The sequence below is a fragment of the Mesorhizobium sp. 8 genome (assembly GCF_006351905.1).
Lineage (GTDB): Bacteria > Pseudomonadota > Alphaproteobacteria > Rhizobiales > Rhizobiaceae > Mesorhizobium > Mesorhizobium composti.
The window spans coordinates 1,962,366-1,979,213 of the sequence record NZ_CP040914.1 but is presented as its reverse complement, the minus strand read 5'-3'; the positions used below and the strand labels follow the sequence as shown (position 1 = coordinate 1,979,213).

The following is a 16,848-nucleotide window of genomic DNA, read 5'->3' as shown; positions in this document are numbered from 1 at the left end:
CCGCCGGGCATCGTCCCGGCGGTTCTGTTTTGGAGGGGGCCATGGATGCCGTGATAGAATTGATGACCGAGCACGACATCGAGCCGGTGGCGCGCTTGCGCATGGCCGCCTTTTTCGACGGTTCCGATCGTACGCTCGATGAGGATATTGCAGGGTTGCATGGGCTTCTGGCCAATGACGACGGTCTCGAAGTCTCGCTTGTCGCGCGTGTCGATGGAGCGCTGGCGGGCACGGTTCTTCTCGTTCGAGATGAACTCGATGCCGCGCACGAGGTGACGCCGTGGCTGGCAGGGCTGGTTGTGGGGCCAGCCTTCCGCGGCCGCGGAATCGGCGCCGCGCTGGTAAGGGCCGTCGAGGCGCATGGCTGCGCGCAGGGTGTCGAAACCCTGCATCTCTACACCTGGGAGGCACGGCGGTTCTATGCGTCGCTCGGCTGGCGCTCCGTCGAGAGATTCGAAGAGGTCGACGGGCCGATGATGCTGATGTCCCGCCGCTTACCCTATAACCTGCCCGCCAGGTAACCCAGCGCGAAGGCCGCGATCAGGCCGAGCGCGACGACGATCGCGCGCCGGTTCGGCAGCGCGTGCAGGCCCATGCCGACGGTGCGTTTCACTGTGCCGATGACTGGCTTTTCGGGGTCAATCCCCGACAGGTCCGCCTGCCGCATCTGCGGCAAGTCGGCGATGCGGGCGACGATCGTCTGCCAGCGTTCGGGGGAGGGTGGCGTTCCCGTCCGTCCGAAGACGTGCATGTCCTTGGCAAGGGCGATAACCGCGTCGCGGAAGGCCGCATCAATCTCCAGGTCGCGTTCCGCCCGCTCGCGCTCGCTCTCGCTCATGCGGCCGAGGATATAGTCGCCGGCGCGCCGGCGCTGCTCGCTCTCGCCGCTTGTGGCGCGATCCGCCATGCGATCCTCCTACCAGTGCGGCGGCTTCGTCACCGGCACGTCCGGCGCCGCCTGCTCCTCCAGCGCCAGGAAACGCTCCGTCAGCGCATCCAGTTTGCGCTGCATCCTGTCCATGACCTTCCACTGCTCGGCGATCTGGCCGGACAGTTCCTCGATCGTGTGTTCCTGCTCGGCGGCGCGGATTTCCAGCGCGGTGAGCCGTTCGTCTGCGCTGTCCATGGACGCCTCCCTGCGCCTGTCGTATCCGTCGTACATCATCGCTGCGAATACGGCGATCGTGACTGCCTTGGAAATTGACAATTGCGCCGCGATTTGTCGAGAGTGGAACGGGAGCGGCGCCGTTGGCAGGGAACTGGCGACGTGTTAGGCGTTTTGACCAAACGATAAAAACACGACGGGAACGACTGCATGGCTGAGGCCGCAATCGAGCTGATCGGCATCAACAAAAGCTTTGGGCCGGTACATGCCAACCGCGACATCAACCTAGAGGTCGCGCGAGGCACTATTCACGGCATCGTCGGCGAGAACGGTGCCGGCAAGTCGACGCTGATGTCGATCCTTTACGGATTTTACCAGGCCGACAGCGGGGAGATCAAAGTCAACGGCAAGCCGGCCTCGATCAAGACCTCCAACGACGCCATCGCCGCCGGCATCGGCATGGTGCACCAGCACTTCATGCTGGTCGACAACTTCACCGTTCTGGAGAACGTCATCCTCGGCGCTGAAAGCAACGCGCTGCTCAATTCGTCGATCACCAAGGCGCGCTCGGAACTGGTCAGGCTGGAGCGCGAATACGGGTTGCAGGTCAATCCCGACGCGCTGATCGAGGAACTGCCCGTCGGCTTGCAGCAGCGCGTTGAAATCCTCAAGGCGCTCTATCGCGGCGCCGAAATCCTCATCCTCGATGAGCCGACCGGCGTGCTCACGCCGGCCGAGGCCGACCACCTGTTCCGCATCCTCAAGCAGTTGAAGGAACAGGGGAAGACGGTTGTCCTCATCACCCACAAGCTGCGTGAGATCATGGCGATCACCGACACGGTCTCGGTCATGCGGCAGGGCACGATGGTCGCCACCCGCGAAACGGCCAAGACCACGGTGGAGGAACTGGCTGAACTGATGGTCGGGCGGCGCGTGCTCCTGAGGGTCGACAAAGGCGAGGCGAAGCCCGGCGCCGTCAAGCTCTCGGTGAAGAACCTCGTCGTCCGGGATTCGCGCGGCGTCACCATGGTCGACGACGTGTCGTTCGACGTGCGCGCCGGCGAGATCGTCGGCATCGCCGGCGTCGCCGGCAACGGCCAGTCGGAGCTTCTGGAGGCGATTTCGGGAATCCGCAACGCGGTTTCCGGCAGCGCGATGTTGGACGGCAAGCCGATCGACCTGACGGGCGCTGCCGATCCCGGCGAGTTGCGCGAGCGAGGGCTGGCGCATGTGCCTGAGGACCGTCACCATGTCGGGCTGGTTCTGGCTTTCGAGGAGAATGAGAATTCCATTCTCGGCTATCACGACGACCCGCGCTACCTGAAGGGGCCGCTGCTCAACATCGACGCGATTGTCGCCGACGCCAAAGACAAGATTGAGAAATACGACATAAGGCCGTCCAATCCGCGGCTGAAGACCGCCAATTTTTCCGGCGGCAACCAGCAGAAGATCGTGCTGGCGCGGGAAATCGAGCAGGATCCCGGCGTCCTCATCGTCGGCCAGCCGACGCGCGGCGTCGATGTCGGCGCCATCGAGTTCATCCACAAGCGGCTGATCGCCATGCGCGACGCCGGCAAGGCGGTGCTTCTGGTGTCGGTCGAACTGGACGAGATCCGCTCGCTGTCCGACCGTATCCTGGTGATGTTCGCCGGCCGCATCGTCGGCGAACGCGGGCCGGAAGCCGGTGAAGGCGAGCTCGGCCTGTTGATGGCCGGCGTCGAGCAGAAGGAAGCGGCCGAATGAGCACGCCCTATGCCAAGCTGCCCGCCTGGGCCGATTACGGACTGATCCCCCTCGTCAACCTCGCCGTCGCCTTCATCGTCGCCGGGCTGGTGGTGCTTCTGGTCGGCGAGAACCCGTTCCGCGCCGCCGTCATCCTGGTCGAGGGCGCGTTCGGGCGCGGGCAGGGCATCGCCTATACGCTGTTCTATGCCACCACCTTCATCTTTTCCGGCCTCTCGGTCGCGGTGGCTTTCCATTGTGGGCTGTTCAACATCGGCGGCGAGGGGCAGGGCTATATCGCCGGCCTCGGCATCGCCATCGTATGCCTCAGCCTCGACAGCGTGCTGCCGTGGTATCTGCTCTTTCCCATCGCCATCGCGGCGGCGGCCCTGTTCGGCGCGTTGTGGGCGCTGATCCCGGCATGGTTGCAAGCCAAACGCGGCTCGCACATCGTCATCACGACGATCATGTTCAACTTCATCGCCGCCTCGATCATGGTCTACATGCTGGTGGACGTCATCAAGCCGGTCGGCGCGATGGCGCCGCAGACGCGCAATTTTCTCGACGGCGCGCAATTGCCGAAGCTGAACTGGCTGATCGAGCTGTTCGGTTTCGCGAAGATCCGCTCGGCGCCGTTCAACATCTCCTTCATCCTGGCGCTGGTGATGGCCTGGCTGGTGTGGCTGCTGATCTGGCGCACCAAGCTCGGCTACGAGATGCGCACCTACGGCTTCTCGCCTAAGGCGGCGCGCTATGCCGGCATTTCGGAAACGCGCATCATCCTCGTCGCCATGATGATCTCGGGCGCCCTGTCGGGCATGATGGCGCTCAACCCGACCATGGGCGACCAGCACAACGTGGCGCTGGACTTCGTCTCCGGTGCAGGCTTCGTCGGTATCGCCGTGGCGCTGATGGGACGCTCGCATCCGGTCGGCATCGTGCTCGCCTCGATCCTGTTCGGCATGCTCTACCAGGGCGGCGCCGAGCTTTCCTTCGAGATGCCCAACATCAGCCGCGACATGATCGTCATCATCCAGGGACTCGTCATCCTGTTCGCGGGTGCGCTGGAGCATATGTTCCGCCCCGCTATTCAGGCCCTGTTCGCCTCGCTCAGCCCGAAATCGGTCGGCATGGCGGAAGCAGGCAAGGGGGCCTGAGATGGATTTCTTCAACGTCGCCGTCCAGACGCTGGACTCCACCATCCGCCTGTCGGTGCCGCTGCTGCTTGCCTGCCTCGCCGGGCTCTATTCCGAGCGGTCGGGCATCTTCGACATCGGGTTGGAAGGCAAGATGCTGGCCGGTGCCTTCGCGTCCGCCGCCGCCGCATCGGTGTTCCATTCCGCCTGGATCGGGCTCGGCATGGGCATCCTGATTTCGGTGGCCTTGGCGCTGGTGCATGGCTTCGCCTCTATCACCCACCGCGGCAACCAGATCGTCTCGGGCGTGGCGATCAACTTCGTCGCCGCCGGCTCCACCATCATCCTCGGCCAGGCCTGGTTCCAACAGGGCGGCCGCACCCCGGCGCTGGCGCCGGGGGAGCGCTTCGAGGCGATCGTCTTTCCTGGCGCCGACGCCATCAGGGATGTGCCGATCATAGGACCGATCTATTCCGAGTTAATCTCGGGCCATTCGCTGCTGGTCTACATTGCCTTTCTGGCGGTGCCGTTCACCTGGTGGGTGCTGTTCCGCACCCGCTTCGGATTGCGGCTGCGCGCCGTCGGCGAGAATCCGGCTGCGGTGGACACGGCCGGCATATCGGTGGAATGGCTGCGCTACCGCGCCGTCATCTGCACCGGCATCCTGACGGGCATCGCCGGCGCTTATCTGGCGATGGTGCAGAACGCCGGCTTCGTCAAGGACATGACCGCCGGCAAGGGCTTCATCGCGCTGGCCGCGCTGATCTTCGCCAAGTGGAAGCCGGTCAACGCGATGTTCGCCTGCCTTCTGTTCGGTTTCCTCGATGCGATCGCCATCCGCCTGCAAGGCTCGCCGCTGCCGGTCATCGGCAAGGTGCCGGTGCAGTTCATGCAGGCGCTGCCCTATGTGCTGACCGTGGTGCTGCTCGCCGGCTTCATCGGCAAGGCCATCCCGCCGAGAGCCGGCGGCGTGCCCTATGTCAAGGAAAGGTAGAACGGGGAGTAGCGGATAGGAAACCGCCCGTCGCTTCTGCTTCCTGTCCGCCACTCGCTGTTCGCTTGGAAAAGCTCATGTCACACGATCTCTACCTCGCCGCGAAGACCGCCATGGCGAAAGCCTATGCGCCCTATTCCAAATTCCCCGTCGGCGCGGCGATCCGCACCGAGGACGGCCGCGTCTTCGCCGGCGCCAACATCGAGGTGGCTTCCTTCCCGGAAGGCTGGTGTGCCGAGACCACGGCGCTCGGCCACTACATCATGGGCGGCGGCGGCAGGATCGTCGAGATCGCCGTGATCGCCGAGCGGATGGCGAAATGCACGCCCTGCGGCGGCTGCCGCCAGCGGCTGGCAGAGTTCGCAGGCCCCGAGGCGAAGCTCTATCTGTGCGACGAAACCGGCGTGGCCGAAACCGTGACGATGGGTGATATGCTGCCTTACGGTTTCCGTGGCGATACATGGACATGAGCGATGGCAACATGAAGCAGAAGGCATGAAGGAAGCGATCGATCTTCTGGTGGAAAGGCTGGACGGGCTGGTGCCGCAGGCGGCGCTGGTGCTGGGTTCCGGTCTGGGTGTCCTCGCCGGTGAGGTCGAGGACGCGGTGCGCATTCCCTATTCCGACCTGCAGGGATTTCCGGCAAGCGGCGTCACCGGGCATGCCGGCGAGGTGGTGGCCGGCCGCTTCGGCGGCAAGCCGGTGCTGATGCTGGCCGGCCGTGCCCACTATTACGAGCACGGCGACGCCGCCGTCATGCGCCCGGTCATCGAGACGCTGGCCGGCATCGGCGTGACCCGGCTCATCCTCACCAATGCCGCTGGCTCACTGGACCCCGAGATGCTGCCGGGTTCGGTTATGCTGGTCACCGACCACATCAATTTCTCCGGCTCCAACCCGCTGTTCGGCGAGCCGACGGACCGCCGCTTCGTTGGCCTGACGGAAGCCTACGACGCCGGTCTGCGCTCGGCCATCGAGCGGGCGGCCGAGGCGGTGGACATCCACCTCCACAAGGGCGTCTACATGTGGTTCTCAGGCCCCTCCTTCGAGACGCCGGCTGAAATCCGCATGGCGCGCATCATGGGCGCCGACGCGGTCGGCATGTCGACGGTGCCCGAAGTCATCCTGGCGCGATTCTATGGCCTGAAAGTCGCGGCCTGCTCGGTCATCACCAACCTGGCTGCCGGCATGACGGGGGCGGAACTGTCGCACCAGGAAACCAAGGACATGGCGCCGCTCGGCGGCGCGCGGCTCGCCTCGGTGCTGAGGAAGGTGTTTGAGGATGGCATGCTGGAGGGGTAGTTAGGCAAGCCATGCTTCCCCAGGAAATCATCCGCAGGAAACGTGACGGCCTGAAGCTGTCGGCGGAGGAGATTGCCGCCTTCGTCGCCGGACTGACGGACGGTTCGGTCGCCGATGCGCAGGCGGGCGCCTTCGCCATGGCGGTGCTGTTGCGCGGCATGAGCCGCGAGGAGGCGGTGGCGCTGACGATGGCCATGCGCTCTTCCGGCGACGTGCTCGACTGGTCGGACCTGCCCGGCCCTGTCACCGACAAGCATTCCACCGGCGGCGTCGGCGACAACGTCTCGCTGATGCTGGCGCCCATCGTGGCGGCCTGCGGTGCCTTCGTGCCGATGATCTCGGGAAGAGGTCTCGGCCATACCGGCGGCACGCTGGACAAGATGGATGCCATTCCCGGCTATGCCAGCCAGCCGGACATCGCCCTGTTCCGCAAGGCCGTACGCGAGACCGGCTGCGCCATCATCGGCCAGACCGGCGACCTAGCGCCGGCCGACAAGCGGCTCTATGCCATCCGCGATGTCAGCGGCACGGTGGAATCGGTGCCGCTGATCACCGCCTCCATCCTGTCGAAGAAACTGGCGGCGGGGCTCGGTTCGCTCGTGCTCGACGTCAAGGTCGGCAATGGCGCCTTCATGGAACGCCCGCGCGAGGCGGCGAAGCTGGCGTCCAGCCTTGTCGAAGTGGCGAACGGGGCCGAGCTTGCGGCGACCGCGCTGATCACCGGCATGAACGAGCCGCTGGCATCCTGCGCCGGCAATGCGGTCGAGGTGATGAACGCCGTCGATTTCCTCACCGGGCGCCGGCGCGACCGGCGCCTGGGTGAGGTGACGTTGGCGCTTGCCGCCGAGATGCTGCATTCGACAGGGCTGGCGGCCTCCAACCAGGACGGCCTGCGCCGCGCCGCCGAGGCGCTGGAGGGAGGCCGCGCCGCCGCCGTGTTCGGACGCATGGTGGCAGCCCTTGGCGGACCGGCGGATTTCGTCGAGCGGGCCGCCGCCTATCTGCCCGCAGCGCCTGTCGTCCGTAAGGTCGAGGCACGGCGGACCGGCTTCGTCACCGGCATCGAGACGCGGGAGATCGGGCTTGCCGTCGTTGAACTCGGCGGCGGACGCAGGCGTCCGGACGACAAGGTCGATCCGGCCGTCGGCCTGACAGAATTGCTGCCGGTCGGGGCGGAAGTCCGCGCCGGCGATGCGCTGGCGCTGGTCCATGCACGCGGCGAGGCGCAAGCCGAGGTGGCGATCGCGGCGGTCCGCGATGCCTATGCGATCGGCCCGGCCAAGCCGCCGCCGGAGAAGGTAATCATCCGGCGCATCGCCGCCCGTTGACGAAAAAGGCCGGGCGATCGCGCACCCGGCCAGTGGCAGAGAATGGGCCGATTCAATGCCGTGGTGTCAACAAGGCGACTACGATGGCGGCTGACAGTGCGGCGAGGCCGAAGAGGACGAACGGGCCGAGCACGCCGACATGGTCCACCAAGACGCCGCCGAAGACGGCGCCGGAGGCGATGGCCACCTGGAAGGCCGTCACCATCAGGCCACCAGCGCTCTCGGCCTGCTCGGGCGCGGCGCGGATCATCCAGGTCTGCACGCTGACCGGTACGCCGCCGAAGCCGAAGCCCCACAGGGCGATGCCGATCGCGGCGAAGAGCGGCGATGCACCGGCTATAACCAGGATGAGGGCTGCGACGGCCATGATCAGCGGCGCCAGGCTGAGCGCCAGCCTGAGGCTGCGGCCGGCGACGAAACCGCCGGCGAGGTTGCCGAAGAAGCCGGCGACGCCGAAAGCGAGCAGGACCAGCGAGATCGTCTCGATGTCGAGGACGGGAACTTGCTCGAGGAAGGTGCGTACATAGGTGAAACCGGCGAAATTGCCCGACGCCACCAGCAGGATGGCGATGAGCCCGATGCGGATCATGCGGTTGCGGCCGACGTCGAACAGGGCGCGCACGCTTGCCACGTCGAGCGGCGGCAGGCGCGGAATGGTCGCAAGCTGGACTGCAAGCGTCAGCACGCCGATGACGGCGGCGAGCAGGAAAGTGGCGCGCCATCCCCACAGGTCGCCGAGATAGGCGCCGATCGGGGCGGCACACACGGTGGCGACCGATACGCCGGTGAGGATGATCGACATGGCGCGCGGCAGCATCGCGGCCGGCACCAGCCGCATCGCGATGGCGCCCGACATCGCCCAGAAACCGCCGAGGCCGACGCCCAGAACGACGCGGGCGAGCAGAAGCATGGGCAGCGATGTGGCCAAGGCGGCGAGCAGGTTGGAGGCCACCAGCAGCACCGTCAGCCCCCACATGACATGGCGGCGGTCTATGGTGCGCGTGAGAATGGCGAGCGTCGGCGCGGTGACGGCGGCAACGACCGCCGTCGCCGTCACCGCCTGCCCGGCGGCACCCTCGCTGACGCCGAGATCGGTGGCCAGCGGAGTGAGCAGGCTGGCGGGCAGGAATTCCGTCGTCACCAAGCCGAACACGCCGAGCGTCAGCGAGAGAACGGCGCCCCATGCCGGGTCGGATCGCTCTTTCGGAACCGACGGCGCCGGCGATGCGGCGTCGTCCAGGGTGGCGTCGGCGACGCCTATGGCTGTCTGGCTCATTTGTGAATCTCCGTCAGGATGGACACGGAAAATGGGTGGCGGGCTCTGGAGTTTCCATGCTAGAAAAGCCAATATGCTTGACCGTTCGTCCAAATTTCCCATCACCGGCGATCCGCTGACCGACATATTGCGAGGACTGCGGCTCGATGGCGTCGAGTATGCCCGCTGCGAGATGCGGGCGCCGTGGGGATTGGAGTTTCCCGCACAGGCGGCGGCGCGCTTCCACTTCGTCGGTTCGAGCGGCTGCTGGCTGCGGCAACCCGACGGCGAATGGGTGGAACTGCAAGCCGGCGACGCGGTGCTGTTGCCGCGCGGCGGCGCGCATGCGCTGGCGAGCGAGCCGGATGGCCGCACGAAGGCGGTCGGCGACTGCCGGAGCGCGGAAATCTGCAAGAACGTCTATTGCCTGACCAATGAGGGCGCGGCCTGCCAGCAGCCGACGCTGCTGTTCTCCGGCAGCATGTATTTCAACATCGACAGCCTGCATCCGCTGCTCGGCATGATGCCGGAGCTCATGCGCACGCACGGGTTGGAAGCCTATGAGCCAGGCATTCCGCATCTGCTCGATTCGATGGCGCGCGAGGTGACGATGGAGCGCGTCGGCTCCGGCGGAATCCTGGCGCGGCTGGCGGACGTGCTGGCCGCGACCATCATCCGTTCGTGGGTGGAGCGCGGCTGCGGCGATTCCAGCGGCTGGGTGGCGGCGGTGCGCGACCGCGACGTCGGCCGCGTGCTCGCCGCCATCCACCTCGACCCGGCGCGGGACTGGACGGTGGAGGCGCTCGCTCACCTCATGGGCGCTTCGCGCTCCGGCTTTGCTGAACGCTTCGCGGCAACCGTCGGCAAGCCGCCGCTGAAATACGTCACCGAAGTGCGGATGCACCAGGCTCGCCAGTGGCTGATGCGCGACCGCGCCCGCATCGCCGTGGTCGCCGCGCGGCTGGGCTATGAATCGGAAGCGGCCTTCAGCCGCGCCTTCAAGCGGGTGATCGGCGCGCCGCCCAGCCGTTTTCGCGGCGAAGAGGCGGACGGCGCGGCTTAGACGCGGCCTTGCCTGCCGATGGCGTGCGGCTACTGCGCCAGAAGCAGCTGTCCGTCCTCGACCTGGAATTTGTCGAGCCGTTGCAGGAAGCTCATGCCGATCAGGGTCGTTGCGAGCGCCTTGTCATCCAGCACAACGGCGGGAACGTGATCGACGGCGATCCTGCCGATCTGCAACGTATCGATTTCGACGGCCGCCGCCTTGACCTTGCCGTTGGCGGTGTCGACCTCGCGGTCGAAATCCGAGGGGCTCAAGGAGATGCCAGCCCTGCGGGCGGTCGAGCGGTTGAGCGCGACCACGGTGGCGCCGGTATCCACCATCGCCTCCACCGCTCTGCCGTTGATCCTGAAGGAAGCGAGGAAATGGCCGCGCTCGTCGGCTGGCAGAAGAACCTTGCGGCCGAGCGGCTGCTGCGGCGTGGCCTCGCGGACGGCGTTCGCTGGTATTGGTTGAGCAACGTCGCGGGCGGCGGGCCGGCTCATGGCGAGATCGAGCAGGCGCTCGAAGGCCTGCGGGTGCGCCTGATAGAGCATCGGCACAGAGGCCGACGAGCCGGCGCATATGCCGAGAATGAGAAGCTTGCGCAGCATGGCCGAGCCCCGTGAGAGCGCCATTCTCGCAGGTCTTGGTGTGCGGCGGTTTAATGAAGGCGGCCGGATAGCAGGCGATGTACCGTTGGGTAAACCGCAACTTAACGCCTGCCTTCGACGGTCCTTCGGTTCTACTTCGTGCCGTACATACGGTCGCCGGCGTCGCCGAGACCGGGCAAGATATAGCCCTTCTCGTTCAGCTGCCGGTCGATCGAAGCGGTAAAGACGGGCACGTCGGGATGCGCCTTGGTGAAGCGCTCGATGCCCTCCGGTGCGGCCAGCAGGCACAGGAAGCGGATGTTGGTGGCGCCGCGGCCCTTCAGCTTGTCGATGGCGGCGATGGCCGAATTGGCGGTCGCCAGCATCGGGTCGACGACGATGACCAGGCGGTCGGCGAGATCGCTCGGCGCCTTGAAGAAATATTCCACCGCCTCCAGCGTCTCGTGGTCGCGGTAGAGGCCGACATGGGCGACGCGGGCGGCCGGCACGAGGTCGAGCAGGCCTTCAAGCAGGCCGTTGCCGGCGCGCAGGACCGAGGCGAAGACCAGCTTCTTGCCCTCGAGGATCGGCGCGTCCATCACCTCCATCGGCGTCTCGATCTTCGTCGTCGTCAATTCGAGGTTGCGGGTGACCTCGTAGCCGAGCAGCAGGGAAATCTCGCGCAGCAGGCGGCGAAACCCCGCCGTCGACGTGTCCTTGTTGCGCATGATGGAAAGCTTGTGCTGCACAAGCGGGTGATCGACGACGGTGACGCCCTGCATGATGTGCTCCGGCAACGAAAAAGGGTGAATGGTGAATAGTGAATGGTGAATGGTTTGGCGAGTCTTTGTCGAGCCCCTGCGCCGCCGGGTCCACAATTGACAAGGCGTCAGTCGCTCAATCCCACCATTCACCATTAACCATTCACCGGCCAAGCCGCACCAGCAGCGCCGCTTTCGTCTTCCGGTCGACGAAGGCCGCTTCGATCGCCGTGCGGGTGATGGCGGTAAGCGCCTTGTCGTCCATGCTGAAATGCTCGCGGCCGATGTCGTATTCGCGCTTCAGCGAGGTGTGGAAATAGGGCGGGTCATCGGAATTCAGCGTTACTTTGCAGCCGGCGCGCTTCAACTCTGGAAGGGGATGGCCGGCGAAGTCGGGGAAGACGCCGAGCGCGATGTTGGAACCCGGACAGCATTCCAGAACAACGCCTTTTTCGGCAATGCGGCGCACGAGGTTCGGGTTCTCGACGGCGCGCACGCCGTGGCCGATGCGCGCCGGGCGGATGTGATCGAGGGCGGCGGCGACGCTTTCCCAGCCCACCAATTCGCCGGCATGCACGGTGATACCCAGCCCCGCCTCGCGGGCGATCTCGAAGGCACGTACGTAGTCCTCGAGGTCGCCGACGCGTTCGTCGCCGGCCATGCCGAAACCGGTCACCAGCGCGTTGCCGCATCTCGCCGCGAAGCGCGCCGCCTTCTCCACCGCCTCGACGCCGGCATGGCGCAGCCCGACGACGATCATGCGCCCCTCGATGCCGGTTCTTGCCATGGCGCGGGCGATCCCTTCGCCGAGCGCGTCGGTATAGGCCTTGGCCGACAGGCCGGCGCCGGCGGCGTGGTCGGGCGAGATGAAGATTTCCGAATAGATGGCGCCGTCGCGTGCCAGGCTGGTCAGGTAATAGTCGGCCAGCAGCGCATAGTCCTCCTCGGAGCGGAACAGACTGGCGGAAAAGTCGTAGGCGGCGAGGAAGGAGGTGAAATCGTGCCAGACGAAAGCGCCGTCGCGAATGAAGGGGCTTGGATCGGCATCGTATTTGCGTGCCTGACGCAGGACGAGATCGGGGTGCGCCGCCCCTTCGATGTGGCAGTGCAACTCGGCTTTCAGAGGCATGCAAGCATCCTGTGGTCGCGCGGCCGAGCGCCGCGCCTTAAACAATAGCGCCCGGTATTCCGATCGGCTATGGTCCCGCCGATTTTGTGACGGATCGAAATTATGTCAGTCGAACGCACCACCGCCGCAGGCGGCATGGAAACCTCCTACGGCTTTCGCACTGTCGGCCAGGGCGAGAAGCAGCCGCTGGTGAACGAGGTGTTCCACAAGGTCGCAGACCGCTACGACCTGATGAACGACCTGATGTCGGCCGGCATGCACCGGCTGTGGAAAGACGCCATGGTCGCCTGGCTCAACCCGCCGAAGCGTCCGGGCTGGCGGGTGCTGGACGTCGCCGGCGGCACCGGCGACATCGCCTTCCGCATCGTCAAGGCGAGCGGCCGCAACGCGCACGCGACGGTGCTCGATATCAACGGCTCGATGCTGGCGGTCGGGCGTGACAGGGCCGGGAAGAACGGGCTTGCCGCGCAGGTCGATTTCGTCGAGGCGAATGCCGAGGAACTGCCCTTCGAGGACGGCACGTTCGACGCCTACACCATCGCCTTCGGTATCCGCAACGTGCCCCGCATCGAGGTGGCGCTGGCGGAGGCCTTTCGCGTTCTGAAGGTCGGCGGGCGTTTCCTGTGCCTCGAATTCTCGGATGTGGAGATGCCGCTGCTCGACAAGGCCTACGAGGCATGGTCGTTCAACGCCATCCCGAAGATCGGCAAGGCGGTGACGGGCGACGGCGAGCCTTATTCCTATCTGGTCGAGTCGATCGCCAAGTTCCCGAACCAGCAGAATTTCGCTGCCATGATCGAGCGCGCCGGCTTCGGTCGCGTCACCTTCCGCAACTATTCCGGCGGCATCGCGGCCGCTCATTCGGGCTGGAAGCTTTGACGGATCTTGTCCTGGCAGGAATAGCTGCATGAGTTCCGTCGGCGCTGCTTTCCGGCTCGTCCGGGCCGGCTGGGTGCTGGTGCGCGAGGGCGTCGTTGCTGCCCTGCCGGGTGACGAGCTTTCCGGCGCGCCGAAATTCGGCTGGCGCGTCGCCCGGCTGCTGGCGCGGCGCCGCGCCTTGCGGCACGGGCGCGGCGACCGGCTGGCGCGCGCCGTGGCACGGCTCGGCCCGTCCTATGTCAAGCTCGGCCAGTTCCTGGCGACCCGGCCGGACGTCGTCGGCAACGACATCGCTGTCGATCTTGCCATGTTGCAGGACAAGATGCCGACCTTTCCCAAGGCGGAGGCGACCGCCGAGGCGGAGGCTTCGCTCGGCCGGCCGGTAAGCGATCTCTACGCAAGCTTCGGTGAAGCGGTGGCGGCCGCCTCGATCGCGCAGGTGCACCCGGCCGAAGTGCTCTACGATGGTATGCCGAAAAAGGTGGCGGTGAAGGTTATCCGCCCCGGCGTGCGGCGGCGCTTCCAGCACGACCTCGAGAGCTTCTTCCTCGCCGCACGCCTGCAGGAAAAGTACATCCCGTCGGCGCGTCGGTTGAGGCCGGTAGAGGTGACCGAGACGCTGGCCCAGACCACCAAGGTGGAGATGGATCTGCGCTTGGAAGGAGCGGCTCTTTCCGAACTCGGCGAGAATACGAAAGACGATCCGGGCTTTCGCGTACCCTCCGTCGACTGGGAGCGCACAGGCCGCGATGTGCTGACGCTGGAATGGGTCGACGGCATCAAGATGAACGACGTCGCCGCCCTTGCTGCGTCCGGGCACGACCTCAAGGCCATCGCTGCTAACCTCATCCAGTCCTTCCTGCGCCACACGCTGCGCGACGGCTTCTTCCATGCCGACATGCATCCCGGCAACCTTTTCGTCGAGGCGGACGGCACCATCGTCGCGGTCGATCTCGGCATCGCCGGCCGGCTCGGCAAGAAGGAGCGCCGGTTCCTCGCCGAAATCCTCTACGGCTTTATTACGCGCGACTACCTGCGCGTCGCCGAGGTGCATTTCGAGGCGGGCTACGTGCCGGCCAAGCACGACGTCGCCGCCTTTGCACAGGCGATCCGCGCCATCGGCGAGCCGATCCACGGCCAGCCGGCCGAGACGATCTCGATGGCGCGGCTTTTGACGCTGCTGTTCGAGGTGACCGAACTGTTCGACATGCAGACACGGCCGGAACTGATCCTGCTGCAAAAGACCATGGTGGTGGTGGAGGGCGTGGCGCGTACGCTCGATCCGGCTTTCAACATGTGGAAGACCTCCGAGCCGGTGGTAGGCGACTGGATCCGTGGCAATCTCGGACCGAAGGGCCTGCTCACCGACGCGCGTGACGGCGTGCACGCGCTGGTGTCGCTGGCGCGCCAGGCGCCGGAGCTTGCCGCCCGTGCCGAGCGGCTGTCGCGCGAGGTCGACGCCATGGCCGAGCACGGCCTGCGCTTCGACGCCGCCACCGCCGAGGCGATCGGCAAGGCCGAGGCCCGTCATTCACGCTCCGGCCGGCTGGCGCTGTGGGTGATCGCGGCAGCGCTGGTGTGGATCGCGTGGAAGCTGGCGTAGCCTGAGTGCCGACTAGTTCTGACGGCAATGCTGTCATTGAAAGCAATGCTGTCATCGTCTATATTGGTCGGCATGAGCACCGTCACGGTCAGAAATCTCGATGAATCCGTCAAGCAGGCGCTCCGCGAGCGTGCGGCCGGCCGTGGCGTGTCCATGGAGCAGGAAATAAGGGACGCCCTTGCGCGGGACGTTCGCAACGGTCCCGGCCGGCGGCCGAAAGCGTCCCTGGAAGAGATCATGCGACTTTCGCGCAAACCTGATCGACCTTTTGATTTCGAGCAGGCTCAGGACGAGGTTTGGGACTATCTCTATAAAAGCGACAAGCCGAGGTGATCGTCGTCGATACCTCCGCGCTGTTCGCGTTTCTTGCCGCCGAGCCTGAAGCTGAAGCGCTGGCGGGTCGAATGCAGGTCGAGCCGGTTCTTGTCTCCGCACCGACCTGGGTTGAAGCGGGTATTGTCGTCGGCAACAAGCTCGGCCTTGATGGAGCAAGGCGCCTGCATGCTCTCGCGGCCGGTCTGCAATTCGAGATTGTCGCCTTCGATCAGCACCTTGCCGAAGTGGCCGTATCGGCCCATGTGCGTTTTGGCCGAGGCTCCGGGCATCCGGCGAATCTCAACCTGGGTGATTGTTTCTCCTATGCGCTTGCCAAGACGCGGAACCTGCCGCTGCTTTTCAAGGGCAACGATTTCATCCATACCGACATCGTGCCGGCGCTCGGGCCGGTCTGACAGCAGGCGCATCGATCATGGGCGAAACTCTTACGGCCAAGCGCATCCTGCTCATCGTCGGCGGCGGCATCGCCGCTTACAAGGCGCTCGACCTGATCCGACGGCTGCGCGAGCGCGGGGCGTCCGTGCGCGCGGTGATGACGGCGGCGGCACAGCAATTCGTCACGCCGCTTTCGGTCGGCGCGCTGACGGCCGATCATGTCTTCACCGACCTGTTCGACCGGCAGGATGAGCAGGACGTCGGCCACATCAGGCTGGCGCGCGATACCGACCTGATCGTCGCAGCACCCGCCACCGCCGACCTGATGGCGAAGCTCGCCAATGGTCACGCCAATGATCTCGCCTCGGCGGTGTTGCTCGCCACCGACAAACCGGTGCTGATGGCGCCGGCGATGAATCCACGCATGTGGACGCATCCGGCGACGCGGCGCAACCGCGCCACCTTGGAGAAGGACGGCGTGCATTTCGTCGGGCCGGGCAAGGGCGAGATGGCCGAGCGCGGCGAGGCCGGCGAAGGGCGCATGGCCGAGCCACTGGAGATCGTCGCCGCCGTCGAGGCGTTGTTCGACGGTGGCGACAAGCCGCTCTCCGGCCGCAGGATCATCGTCACCTCGGGGCCGACGCATGAGCCCATCGACCCGGTGCGCTACATTGCCAACCGGTCGTCCGGCAAGCAGGGCCATGCCATCGCTGCGGCGCTTGCGAAGCTCGGGGCGGATGTGCGGCTGGTCTCCGGCCCGGTGACGATCGCCGATCCGGCCGGCGTGGCGACCACGCATGTGGAGACGGCAAGGCAGATGCAGGCGGCGGTGGAAGGCCTGCTGCCGGCCGACGCGGCCGTCTTCGTGGCTGCCGTCGCCGACTGGCGCACTGCCGCCGAGTCGGGCGAGAAGATCAAGAAAGTGGCGGGCGAGGGGCCTCCGGCGCTGCGGATGGTGGAGAATCCGGACATCCTCGCCGGCGTCGGCCATCATGCGAAGCGGCCGGCGCTGGTCGTCGGCTTCGCGGCGGAAACGCAGGCCATCTTGAAGAATGCCGAGGCCAAGCTGAAGAAGAAGGGGGCCGACTTCATCGTCGCTAACGATGTCTCGCAGGGCAGCGGCATCGGAGAAGCCGGCGTCATGGGGGGCGACCGCAACCGTGTGCGCATCGTCTCGAAATCCGGCGTCGAGGAATGGCCCGAAATGGGCAAGGACGAGGTGGCGGCGCGGCTGGCGGCGCTGATCGCCGAGAAGCTGAAGTCGATAGCCGTCTGATCGGAACCGGATGGC

19 protein-coding genes are annotated in these 16,848 nt (G+C 66.0%); 13 read left to right on the top strand and 6 right to left on the bottom strand.

The features are described 5' to 3' along the window. The first annotated feature begins 62 nt into the window (after positions 1–62). Entirely contained in the window at positions 63–521 is a 459-nt protein-coding gene (locus FGU64_RS09585) for a GNAT family N-acetyltransferase (protein WP_246671277.1), read from the top strand. Here the strand turns inward: FGU64_RS09585 and FGU64_RS09580 are convergent. Then, entirely contained in the window at positions 500–907 is a 408-nt protein-coding gene (locus FGU64_RS09580) for a hypothetical protein (RefSeq protein WP_139952874.1), read from the bottom strand. The genes FGU64_RS09585 and FGU64_RS09580 overlap by 22 nt on opposite strands. A 9-nt stretch (positions 908–916) precedes the next feature. After that, a complete protein-coding gene (locus FGU64_RS09575) occupies positions 917–1,126 on the bottom strand; it encodes a SlyX family protein (RefSeq protein ID WP_139952871.1) in 210 nt (69 codons plus the stop codon). Between the two features lie 189 nt (positions 1,127–1,315). Here FGU64_RS09575 and FGU64_RS09570 point away from each other — a divergent pair, with 189 nt between their 5' ends. The 6 genes from FGU64_RS09570 to deoA all read left to right on the top strand — a co-directional run bounded on the left by FGU64_RS09570 (position 1,316) and on the right by deoA (position 7,587). Beyond that, positions 1,316–2,848 (top strand): ABC transporter ATP-binding protein, encoded by a 1,533-nt coding sequence (locus tag FGU64_RS09570; RefSeq protein ID WP_139952868.1) that lies wholly within the window; start codon positions 1,316–1,318, stop codon positions 2,846–2,848. Then, positions 2,845–3,984 carry an ABC transporter permease gene (locus tag FGU64_RS09565; protein WP_139952865.1) on the top strand — a complete coding sequence of 380 codons (1,140 nt, stop codon included), beginning with the start codon at positions 2,845–2,847 and terminating at the stop codon, positions 3,982–3,984. The genes FGU64_RS09570 and FGU64_RS09565 overlap by 4 nt, the downstream gene beginning before the upstream one ends. A 1-nt stretch (position 3,985) precedes the next feature. After that, positions 3,986–4,957, top strand: a complete 972-nt coding sequence (locus FGU64_RS09560; protein WP_136356493.1) for an ABC transporter permease — start codon at positions 3,986–3,988, stop codon at positions 4,955–4,957. A gap of 77 nt (positions 4,958–5,034) precedes the next feature. Further along, positions 5,035–5,427: a cytidine deaminase gene (gene cdd, locus FGU64_RS09555; RefSeq protein ID WP_139952862.1), complete on the top strand. Its 393-nt coding sequence runs from the start codon at positions 5,035–5,037 to the stop codon at positions 5,425–5,427. 25 nt (positions 5,428–5,452) lie between these two features. Then, positions 5,453–6,259, top strand: a complete 807-nt coding sequence (locus FGU64_RS09550) for a purine-nucleoside phosphorylase (RefSeq protein WP_139952858.1) — start codon at positions 5,453–5,455, stop codon at positions 6,257–6,259. A gap of 11 nt (positions 6,260–6,270) precedes the next feature. Beyond that, positions 6,271–7,587: a thymidine phosphorylase gene (deoA, locus tag FGU64_RS09545; protein ID WP_139952854.1), complete on the top strand. Its 1,317-nt coding sequence runs from the start codon at positions 6,271–6,273 to the stop codon at positions 7,585–7,587. Positions 7,588–7,639: 52 nt separating this feature from the next. Here deoA and FGU64_RS09540 read toward each other — a convergent pair whose 3' ends face one another. Further along, on the bottom strand, positions 7,640–8,863 hold the full coding sequence (locus tag FGU64_RS09540; RefSeq protein WP_139952851.1) for an MFS transporter: 1,224 nt from the start codon (positions 8,861–8,863) through the stop codon (positions 7,640–7,642). A gap of 73 nt (positions 8,864–8,936) precedes the next feature. On the opposite strand from FGU64_RS09540, the gene FGU64_RS09535 reads away from it, so the two are divergent. After that, complete coding sequence (locus FGU64_RS09535; RefSeq protein WP_139952848.1) at positions 8,937–9,905, top strand: AraC family transcriptional regulator; 969 nt, start codon at positions 8,937–8,939, stop codon at positions 9,903–9,905. A gap of 29 nt (positions 9,906–9,934) precedes the next feature. On the opposite strand, the gene FGU64_RS09530 is transcribed toward FGU64_RS09535, so the two are convergent. The 3 genes from FGU64_RS09530 to FGU64_RS09520 form a co-directional block, all read right to left on the bottom strand. After that, positions 9,935–10,495 (bottom strand): TIGR02281 family clan AA aspartic protease, encoded by a 561-nt coding sequence (locus FGU64_RS09530; RefSeq protein WP_139955325.1) that lies wholly within the window; start codon positions 10,493–10,495, stop codon positions 9,935–9,937. A 131-nt stretch (positions 10,496–10,626) separates the two neighbouring features. After that, entirely contained in the window at positions 10,627–11,256 is a 630-nt protein-coding gene (gene upp, locus FGU64_RS09525; protein ID WP_136356478.1) for a uracil phosphoribosyltransferase, read from the bottom strand. Between the two features lie 142 nt (positions 11,257–11,398). Beyond that, positions 11,399–12,364: an adenosine deaminase gene (locus tag FGU64_RS09520; RefSeq protein ID WP_139952845.1), complete on the bottom strand. Its 966-nt coding sequence runs from the start codon at positions 12,362–12,364 to the stop codon at positions 11,399–11,401. A gap of 102 nt (positions 12,365–12,466) precedes the next feature. Between FGU64_RS09520 and ubiE the strand changes: the two genes are divergently transcribed. The 5 genes from ubiE (at position 12,467) to coaBC (ending at position 16,833) form a co-directional block, all read left to right on the top strand. Further along, positions 12,467–13,243 carry a bifunctional demethylmenaquinone methyltransferase/2-methoxy-6-polyprenyl-1,4-benzoquinol methylase UbiE gene (ubiE, locus tag FGU64_RS09515; protein WP_139952841.1) on the top strand — a complete coding sequence of 259 codons (777 nt, stop codon included), beginning with the start codon at positions 12,467–12,469 and terminating at the stop codon, positions 13,241–13,243. Positions 13,244–13,271: 28 nt separating this feature from the next. Continuing rightward, positions 13,272–14,846 (top strand): 2-polyprenylphenol 6-hydroxylase, encoded by a 1,575-nt coding sequence (gene ubiB / locus FGU64_RS09510; protein ID WP_139952838.1) that lies wholly within the window; start codon positions 13,272–13,274, stop codon positions 14,844–14,846. Positions 14,847–14,918: 72 nt separating this feature from the next. After that, positions 14,919–15,179 carry a hypothetical protein gene (locus FGU64_RS09505; protein WP_139952835.1) on the top strand — a complete coding sequence of 87 codons (261 nt, stop codon included), beginning with the start codon at positions 14,919–14,921 and terminating at the stop codon, positions 15,177–15,179. Continuing rightward, the gene (locus FGU64_RS09500; RefSeq protein ID WP_210239062.1) at positions 15,176–15,577 is read left to right on the top strand and encodes a type II toxin-antitoxin system VapC family toxin; all 402 of its coding nucleotides are present in this window, start codon (positions 15,176–15,178) and stop codon (positions 15,575–15,577) included. Before FGU64_RS09505 ends, FGU64_RS09500 begins: the two co-directional genes overlap by 4 nt. Positions 15,578–15,594: 17 nt before the next feature. Then, entirely contained in the window at positions 15,595–16,833 is a 1,239-nt protein-coding gene (gene coaBC / locus FGU64_RS09495; protein ID WP_139952831.1) for a bifunctional phosphopantothenoylcysteine decarboxylase/phosphopantothenate--cysteine ligase CoaBC, read from the top strand. The last annotated feature ends 15 nt before the right edge of the window (positions 16,834–16,848 follow it).

Bases quoted from the DNA above. Each gene is read 5' to 3' on its own strand.
- FGU64_RS09585 (WP_246671277.1), top strand. From the start codon at position 63: ATGACCGAGCACGACATCGAGCCGGTGGCGCGCTTGCGCATGGCCGCC.
- FGU64_RS09580 (WP_139952874.1), bottom strand. From the start codon at position 907: ATGGCGGATCGCGCCACAAGCGGCGAGAGCGAGCAGCGCCGGCGCGCC.
- FGU64_RS09575 (WP_139952871.1), bottom strand. From the start codon at position 1,126: ATGGACAGCGCAGACGAACGGCTCACCGCGCTGGAAATCCGCGCCGCC.
- FGU64_RS09570 (WP_139952868.1), top strand. From the start codon at position 1,316: ATGGCTGAGGCCGCAATCGAGCTGATCGGCATCAACAAAAGCTTTGGG.
- FGU64_RS09565 (WP_139952865.1), top strand. From the start codon at position 2,845: ATGAGCACGCCCTATGCCAAGCTGCCCGCCTGGGCCGATTACGGACTG.
- FGU64_RS09560 (WP_136356493.1), top strand. From the start codon at position 3,986: ATGGATTTCTTCAACGTCGCCGTCCAGACGCTGGACTCCACCATCCGC.
- cdd (WP_139952862.1), top strand. From the start codon at position 5,035: ATGTCACACGATCTCTACCTCGCCGCGAAGACCGCCATGGCGAAAGCC.
- FGU64_RS09550 (WP_139952858.1), top strand. From the start codon at position 5,453: ATGAAGGAAGCGATCGATCTTCTGGTGGAAAGGCTGGACGGGCTGGTG.
- deoA (WP_139952854.1), top strand. From the start codon at position 6,271: ATGCTTCCCCAGGAAATCATCCGCAGGAAACGTGACGGCCTGAAGCTG.
- FGU64_RS09540 (WP_139952851.1), bottom strand. From the start codon at position 8,863: ATGAGCCAGACAGCCATAGGCGTCGCCGACGCCACCCTGGACGACGCC.
- FGU64_RS09535 (WP_139952848.1), top strand. From the start codon at position 8,937: ATGCTTGACCGTTCGTCCAAATTTCCCATCACCGGCGATCCGCTGACC.
- FGU64_RS09530 (WP_139955325.1), bottom strand. From the start codon at position 10,495: ATGCTGCGCAAGCTTCTCATTCTCGGCATATGCGCCGGCTCGTCGGCC.
- upp (WP_136356478.1), bottom strand. From the start codon at position 11,256: ATGCAGGGCGTCACCGTCGTCGATCACCCGCTTGTGCAGCACAAGCTT.
- FGU64_RS09520 (WP_139952845.1), bottom strand. From the start codon at position 12,364: ATGCCTCTGAAAGCCGAGTTGCACTGCCACATCGAAGGGGCGGCGCAC.
- ubiE (WP_139952841.1), top strand. From the start codon at position 12,467: ATGTCAGTCGAACGCACCACCGCCGCAGGCGGCATGGAAACCTCCTAC.
- ubiB (WP_139952838.1), top strand. From the start codon at position 13,272: ATGAGTTCCGTCGGCGCTGCTTTCCGGCTCGTCCGGGCCGGCTGGGTG.
- FGU64_RS09505 (WP_139952835.1), top strand. From the start codon at position 14,919: ATGAGCACCGTCACGGTCAGAAATCTCGATGAATCCGTCAAGCAGGCG.
- coaBC (WP_139952831.1), top strand. From the start codon at position 15,595: ATGGGCGAAACTCTTACGGCCAAGCGCATCCTGCTCATCGTCGGCGGC.